This window comes from bacterium, from assembly GCA_008933615.1.
GTDB lineage: Bacteria > CLD3 > CLD3 > SB21 > SB21 > SB21.
Map to the genome: position 1 here is coordinate 23,124 of WBUR01000043.1, position 7,867 is coordinate 30,990.

Annotated in this window: 7 protein-coding genes; 3 read left to right on the top strand and 4 right to left on the bottom strand. The window is 45.1% G+C overall.

Going from position 1 to position 7,867, the window contains the following annotated elements:
- Positions 1-11 precede the first annotated feature (11 nt).
- The gene (locus tag F9K33_14040; GenBank protein ID KAB2878232.1) at positions 12-1,079 is read right to left on the bottom strand and encodes a mechanosensitive ion channel family protein; all 1,068 of its coding nucleotides are present in this window, start codon (positions 1,077-1,079) and stop codon (positions 12-14) included.
- Positions 1,080-1,082: 3 nt separating this feature from the next.
- The gene (locus tag F9K33_14045; GenBank protein KAB2878233.1) at positions 1,083-1,487 is read right to left on the bottom strand and encodes a cytidine deaminase; all 405 of its coding nucleotides are present in this window, start codon (positions 1,485-1,487) and stop codon (positions 1,083-1,085) included.
- Between the two features lie 295 nt (positions 1,488-1,782).
- Here F9K33_14045 and F9K33_14050 point away from each other — a divergent pair, with 295 nt between their 5' ends.
- Together F9K33_14050 and F9K33_14055 are read left to right on the top strand one after the other, a co-directional pair.
- Positions 1,783-2,247, top strand: coding sequence for an OsmC family peroxiredoxin (locus F9K33_14050; protein KAB2878234.1), 465 nt, complete (start codon positions 1,783-1,785; stop codon positions 2,245-2,247).
- 131 nt (positions 2,248-2,378) lie between these two features.
- A complete protein-coding gene (locus F9K33_14055) occupies positions 2,379-2,594 on the top strand; it encodes a DUF1858 domain-containing protein (GenBank protein ID KAB2878235.1) in 216 nt (71 codons plus the stop codon).
- A 33-nt stretch (positions 2,595-2,627) separates the two neighbouring features.
- On the opposite strand, the gene F9K33_14060 is transcribed toward F9K33_14055, so the two are convergent.
- Together F9K33_14060 and F9K33_14065 are read right to left on the bottom strand one after the other, a co-directional pair.
- On the bottom strand, positions 2,628-4,397 hold the full coding sequence (locus tag F9K33_14060; protein KAB2878236.1) for a peptidase M14: 1,770 nt from the start codon (positions 4,395-4,397) through the stop codon (positions 2,628-2,630).
- Between the two features lie 15 nt (positions 4,398-4,412).
- Positions 4,413-5,210: an RDD family protein gene (locus F9K33_14065; protein ID KAB2878237.1), complete on the bottom strand. Its 798-nt coding sequence runs from the start codon at positions 5,208-5,210 to the stop codon at positions 4,413-4,415.
- Positions 5,211-5,582: 372 nt separating this feature from the next.
- Here F9K33_14065 and F9K33_14070 point away from each other — a divergent pair, with 372 nt between their 5' ends.
- Positions 5,583-7,790: a hypothetical protein gene (locus tag F9K33_14070; protein ID KAB2878238.1), complete on the top strand. Its 2,208-nt coding sequence runs from the start codon at positions 5,583-5,585 to the stop codon at positions 7,788-7,790.
- The last annotated feature ends 77 nt before the right edge of the window (positions 7,791-7,867 follow it).

A 7,867-nucleotide genomic window follows, 5' to 3' on the forward strand; every position in this document is an offset into this window, starting at 1 on the left:
CCTGAAGCGGATTAATTCTTGATATGAACGACCCGTTGAGGAAAAGGAAACTCAATTCCCTGTTTATTAAATTCGTCATAGATCTTCACGCGAACGGCGTCGGATGTATCATACACTTCTCTGTAATGTTGCACGCGGGCAACAACGGCCAAATTAACGGATGAATCGCCAAATCCCACAAGGTAGGCCGTTGGTTTGGGTTCGGGCAGAACCTGTTCAAAACTTTTACATACATCAGTTAGTATTTTTTTTGCTTTTTCAATGTCGCTGCCGTACGCAACACCCACCTCAATACGCAGGCGCGACGCAACTTCAGGGTATGAAAAATTAATGATTTCATTTTTGATGATCTGAGCATTAGGTATCATTACGATATTATTGTCAAAGTCCAGGATCTTGGTGCTGCGTAAACCGACTTTGATCACATCGCCGGTTTGCTGTGATGACAGAATGCGGATCCGATCGCCTGCACGGAAAGGACGATCTACCATGATGACAAATCCGGCGATCATATTTGCCAGCGTCTCCTGTGCGGCAAACGCGATGGCGAAGGAACCCACGCCGAGCGATACGACAAGCGCTTTTATATCAATATGAAAATGGTCCAGGCAGATCACAAGGCCGATCGAATACAGCAGCATATTGGCCACACGCTTGACGAGCGGAACTAATTCGTCATCAACCTGGCTTTGCGTTCGCGCTGCAATGACGTTCACGTACCATTCCATAACGACCTTGACAATCCCTGAAAACAGCATAGTAATAAAAATCACCATGACTACAAAAAAAGCGCCGTCAAGATAAAGCGCCCATTTCCCGTGATAAACGTTTTCAATTCGGCCCGCGGCAATGTATAAAGCGCTCACGTTAATAATACGCTGCACGGATTTCTCAAGAACGCCGACAATACGGTCGTCGAGATCGGTTTCTGTTTTTGATGTAACCCGATGCTGAATGATTTTTACGATAAGATGTACGATCTTGGAAATGACATACCCGGCGACGACAATAACCAACGCCTGAACCAACATCCGTATTGCCAGGTCCTCAATCAGGAATATTTCAAGCCATTCTTTCATCGTTTATTTCTTATTGTGATCTAAATTATTAGCGCCGAATGCATGAGGAATCAGTTCTTCTGCCTTAAATACCTCAACGTGATTATTTAAATTTGCGCAAATGACCTCTGAGCCCGGCGCAAAGTCCCAAATGATCTGGCGGCATGCGCCACAAGGATAACAAGGCTGCGGGGTGTCTGCGACCACAACAATTTTTGTAAACTCCCGCTCTCCATCGGACAACGCTTTAAATATCGCCACTCTTTCTGCACACATGGTGAGTCCGTACGTGCTATTTTCCACATTACATCCCGTGAAGATTTTTCCGTTTTTCGTAACTACGACTGCACCAACCCTGAAGTCCGAATAGGTAGCGATGGCTTTTTCGCGCGCACGGATTGCCGCCTTGATAAGTTCCTCATTATTCATATTCTATGTTATTTCTTTACGAGACTGGCGTAACTGCATTTAATTTAATAACCTCGAAAATATAGTTATGCACTAAACGAATTTCAAGCGTTTATTCGATATCCTAACAAAAAACAGTGTTTTGAATTAAGGAATAAAAGTTTCTTTTTTTTGTTTTCTTTATTGATTATATAGTGATATAGTATTACATTATAAATGTATTATATTCCTTTTTGTTGTGCGGTTAGCAACAAAATCCGGGTTTTGTGAATACGAGACCCGGATTAAAATTAATCAAAATTAAAACGGAGAAAATATGGAAACAGGTTCCGCAACACTCAAGTCAAAATATAAAACATTTACGTATCACACGAATCTTCGATGGCTGGAAAACCGCGCAGGGCTATTGAATTCTGAAGGAAAACCCGATTTTCGCATAGCCAGCCCGCCGGAATTCAAAGGAGAAACAGGAGTGTGGACCCCGGAAGATCTTTTCGTCGCGGCAGTGGAAACGTGTACGATGACCACGTTTTTGGCTTTTGCACAACGGCTGCAAATCCCGCTCGTGTCGTACAAGAGTTCTGCCGAAGGATTTCTCGAATTTGCCGATGGCGGTTACCGGTTTACTAAAATAATTCTTAGGCCGAACATCGTCGTAGAGAACGAATCCTCCGTCTCACAAGCGAGAAAAACTATAGAGGATGCACATCACAGCTGCCTCATTGCAAATTCCATTAAAAGCGAAGTGGTGATCGAGGCGGAATTTTTAGTAAAACCATAATTGATGCTAAGCACAAAGATTTGGAGATTTAAAAATACGCCTTTTTTAATGTCCCGCAGATGCCGCAAATTAACGCAGAGATCATTCTGCGGAAAGCGGCGAAATCTGCGGGAGTAATATGGATAAATTATATGACCATCAATAAACACATCACCATCGAAGATCTCATTGAAAAATATCCGGATTCCGTACATTATTTAATGCAAAAGGGGATACGTTGTCTGATCTGCGGGGAACCGATGTGGGGAACGCTGGAAGAAGCAGCAAAAGAAAAAGGTTTCTCAGATGCAGAGATCGGTACTTTTGTCGACGAACTTAAAAAAAAGCTTTTAGTGCCAAACCTGTAAGGTTTCGGAAACCTTACTTTTAAGCTATCAGGTTTAGTTACTTGTCGGCTGAACTTGCAATACTCTCGCAATCGGATATTTGTTTACGTTTTGATCCCAATAAATGGACTTCATATAAAACCAATTGAGCCTCCCGTATCCGCTATTCGCAAACGCGGTATCGCTTTTAAGCTTTTCCTCGAATTCAACTTTTAATTCCGGATTCGTTTTCATCATAGAATCGGCGAGTTGCTCTAATTTGTACGCTTCGCCATACTCTTTTTGCTCGAATATGGAATTGAAAAATCCCCAGTGAACAAACGAATCGGGCGCTTTGGGTTCGAGTAAATTCATGATCACACGATTACGCTTTTGATTCATGCGTACTTTTACGTCGCCGGGACTAAATTCCCTGAACTCGCGGATCGGCTGTACGTCGCACTCTACCGTGATACGGCCTTCGAAAGGTTTTTGGGCCCAGGTGACGTTTTGGAATTGATATGATTCTATCCAGATATTTTCTTTTTTCTTCAGCGTCGTCATCTCTACTCCATGCGCCTTCAAAATGTCTATTATCTGCGTCCATTGCCGCGGAATTATGTAATACACCGGCGCCTCGGATGAGTACTCCGTTATGACGGAATCATAATAAGGTAATCTGTAATCGATCGGAACGTTTTCCCAAATAACCCAGTCCTGATTTGATATATCGCTTTTATCAACGCGATAATTAAAACCCATAAAATCGATCACGGAATGATGACGATAATCAACTTTAAAACGCAGTCCTACCGTTCGTCCCGTTAAACTCGCGGTCTCCATGTCGCTATTCTTTATAGCTTCCTTCAGCGACACATGTTCCTTATTCATCAGTTCCATCGTATGCAGCAGCATCTGATAAGTGCCGTCGACGCGTTGTTTATAACTCTTGAACATGTGCGTTTCGATCAAAAGCGCAGGACGGTTACGCAGAGCGACGTAGCCTGTAGAAAAACGGGGCCGGGCGACGCCTCCGTCCAGACCCTTGGTGATATCGTTTTCGTCAACCAAACTCACGTAAGGCGACAGCGGAAATCCGGCATCTTTCATTTTCTCTTCGAGATAAGGCAGGTAAGTTTTTCCGGACCACTCGCGAACCGGCGGCGACATATTGATCTGTTTCTCGAGATAATAGGTAATAACGTGCCGGTAATCGGCTCCGTCCGTTACATGGCAATCGATAAAAAAATCCGGATTCCATTCATGAAACATTTTAAGAAATGCATGCATTTCCGGAGCGTCGGCCTTCATGTAATCGCGATTCAAATTGAAATTTTGAGATGTCACGCGCCAGCCCATTTCCTTCGGGCCGTTTTGATTGATTCGGTTATAGGCGCTGAATCTTTCATGTCCGTCGACGTTGAATATCGGCATGAATAAAACAGTAACGTGGTCAAGTAAATCCGTGTATTTTCCGAGCACCGCGATATCACGGATCAGCATGAGCCCCGCGTCTTTGCCGTCGATCTCGCCGGCATGAATTCCCGCTTGAATCAACAGGATCGTCTTGTCGGTATTATGCACTTTCTCCGGAGTAAAAAAACTGTTCTTATCCACGATGACCAGCGGCAGATTTCTGCCTTCGGGGGTAACGCCGTAATAACTCAGGCGTACCCACGGCGAAGCCTTTTCCAACTGCTGAATATATCGGATCGTCTCGTCGTATCGCGGCGTCTCCAGAAAATTTGATTTCTCGTAAAACGTCAACCAAGCCTTTTCCGACTTGTCGTGGTTGCCGCACGCAGCAATGCTCATCAAGATCAGCGCCAACATCAGTTTGTTCATACGTAACAATCTCCTTTAATTTTTTTTACTTTCCAATAAAAGCATCAGGTCGTCTAAAAAACGAACGTCATTATCTTCGTAGCCGTCGGAGAATTTAATCTCTTTTTTAATGTGCGCCGCTAGAGCACGCGCGATACGTAGCCTTTGTTCTGCCGGAAAAATATTCTTCCGGTAAAAAAATTCCCGAAGTAAAAAATAGTCCAGCCCTTGCACCTTATGCGCGTGAGTAATCCGGATGTTTTTAATATACTCCGGATTGGCTTTAAGCGCCGTAAAGTTCTCAAATCCTGACGTGTTACGTTCTTTGATGACAATAGTTCCGGCAACAAAATCGCCGATCCGTTTCGATTGCCGATTGGATATCAGCACGGCGCTGCCTAACCCATAACTCGGAAAAAAATAGAGCGGCGGCATGGCGTCTACGACGCGCAAAATATTGCGGATGACGGAATCGAGGAACGTGATGGGATAACCGCCGTCTTTTACTACGCGCAAGTTCAGAACTTTCTTTCCAACCGATTGGCCTTTCCAGATCGTTTCAAAAAAAATAAAATACCCGTCAAAGATCAGAAAAAGAAGAATCACAACCAACGTTTTCTGCCAGGCGTCGCCGATTTGCAAATCATGGATTAACGTGCCGAATACGGCAAAAAACACGCTCACGATTCCAGTAAGCGCTATCACACAGACAGTCATCGCGAACAAGTCGATCAGATAAGCGATAAATCGCGACCCCAGGCCTGCGAGCTCGAACTCCAGAAACACGTTTTCAGGCGTTTCGACGATTAGGTTATCTTGAAGAGTAGAGTTCATGGTTTTGTGCAAATATGAAATTTATTGAAACTGTATTGAGAGTGAATGGATTATAATAAATTACCATTGAATAGACAAGAATTTACGTTTTCCGCAAGGTAGGAGAAAAAAATTTCTGTTGCGTCGATGGCCAAATTTTTTGATATTTATACCATAAAACGATCTGTATACATTGTTATCACTTTCCGGTTCCCGTAAACGGATTTTCTAATTTGATTAAATATTCCAAATCCGTATCAAATTGGAATATAATTTCTTATCCGTTCCAGTCTTTCTCTTGTCCCTTTCCGAAAAGCTACTTGGACTATCACTAGATTTTTTTCGATTAACATTTGCAATAATTAATGGCCCATCTCGTAGAAGGAGATTTATATGAGAAGAGTTCTGCTCTTTTTAGCTGTCCTGACAATTCATTCAGAGTATGTGTTTGCCGGCACGAAGACATGGAATAATGCCAGCGGCGGTACATGGAATACACCTGCTAACTGGACGCCAAGCGGCGTGCCGACCGGAACCGATACCGTTTACATCAATTTGGATGGTACATACACCGTAACGTATAATGCAAACAACGCTTCGGTATCTACAATTTATCTCGGCGCTTCTTCCGGCATACAAACCCTGATCAATCCAGGCAATGTTAACGGAGTAATCGATACTTTATTTATATTGTCCAATGGCGTATTTCAAATGACGGGAGGTTCGTATTCGGCGACGCGAATTATTAACCAAGGCACCGTGCGACTTTTTTCTAACTTCGGTCCTCCGATAATTAACCAGGACAGTATGTTGACGTCCGGAACGGTAAGCCTGAGCGGCAACCTCACTAATAGCGGAAATGTATATGTGACAACTGGTTCTCTGGCTCTGGCCGGCGGCAGTTCTTCTACTGCGGGTTCGTTTTTTATTTCTTCCGGGGCATCTGTCGCTTTCAACACAGGCACGCACATATTGGACGCGTCGTCTTCCATTTCCGGCGCGGGCAATGTTACCTTCAGTTCTACCACAACAACCCTTAGCGGCAGCTTCAACATCACCGGCACTACGGTCAATTCAGCGGGTACCACAACTTTCAACGGCTCGCCCGGCAACCTCGTCAGTATCGCCGATTCACTGCACATGAGCGGAGGAACATTAAATCTGATCACGGGCGATTCGATCATCGTTCCTAAGATTCGAATGAATAGCGGGACTACGGTTCTGCTCGTCAATGCGCCGATCCGTTTCACCAAATCATTTACGCACAACGCCGGAACTCTTCGCGGGAACGGAGGCTCCGGTGTCTTACTCGTAAGCCCGGGACTCGTATACGATATTCCCACGACCTCAACTACCAAATGGCAGAAACTAACCGTATTAAACGAAGGTACGATCCAATGGTCGGGTTCTTTCTCGATCACTTTGGACAGCGGCGTTGTGATCAATAATTACGGCCTGTTCAATCCGCTTTCCACCGGAACCGTTACACTGAACCACAGCAGCGGAACGATGTCCCAGTTCAATAACTACGGCACCTACCGCCGCTCCGTCGGTACGACCGTGAGCAACATCAATGCTCTGTTCAACGGGTTCTCGGGATCAGTCGTCGATGTACAGAACGGAACCCTGGCCTTTAATCAAAACAGCGTATTCAACGATGCCGATGCTTCCGTTTCGTCCGGCGCTTTGCTTCAGATCAACGATACTTCTTCTTGGGATGCCGCATCTTCTATTTCCGGCGCCGGTAATGTTGAATTCTCATCGCTGGTAACCATGAGCGGGAGTTATAATATCGGAGGCTATACATCGGCTACAGGCGGTACTACTACGTTTGACGGTACCTCCGGCTCACTTGTAAGTATCGGCGATTCATTGTACATGGGTGCGGGCACTCTCAGATTATTTACAGGGGATTCTATTATTGTCGGCGCCGTTCGAATGAATAGTTTAAGCGGAGTCCTTTCTCTCAATGCGCTCCTGCGGTTCACCCGAACCTTCACGCACAACGCCGGTACTTTGAATGGGCTTGATCCTTCAGTTACTGTCATTGTCAGTCCGGGTCTAACTTACAATGCCGCCACAACCTCAACGACCCGATGGCGCAGAATGACCTTGCTGAATCAAGGAACGGTTCAATGGACCGGTTCCTTTTCGATCACTTTGGACAGCGGCGTGGTCATCAATAATTACGGTTTATTCAATCCGCAATCAACCGGAACCGTTACCCTGAATTACGGTGTCGGAGCCATGGCACAATTCAATAATTACGGTACCTATCGCCGTTCCGTCGGCACGACCGTAAGCAACATCAACGCCCTCTTCAACGGATACTCCGGTTCTCTCGTCGAAATACAATCCGGAACTCTTGCATTTAATCAAAACAGCGTATTCACCGATGCCGATGCATCCGTTTCGTCCGGCACTCTGCTGCAGATCAACGATACTTCTTCATGGGACGCTGCGTCGTCGATCAGCGGAAGCGGAAATGTTCAGTTCAATGCTTCCTCTACCGTGAGCGGAGGATACACAATTTCAGGCACGACATCCAACACGGTACGGTTTCAGGACATAGGTTACAGTTTGTACTCAGGACATAGGTAACACTTCTTCATTAACTTCGGTTAGTATTCTCACCAAAATGGAGGTACTAACTATGCCATGGAAGGAGACCCGAGTTA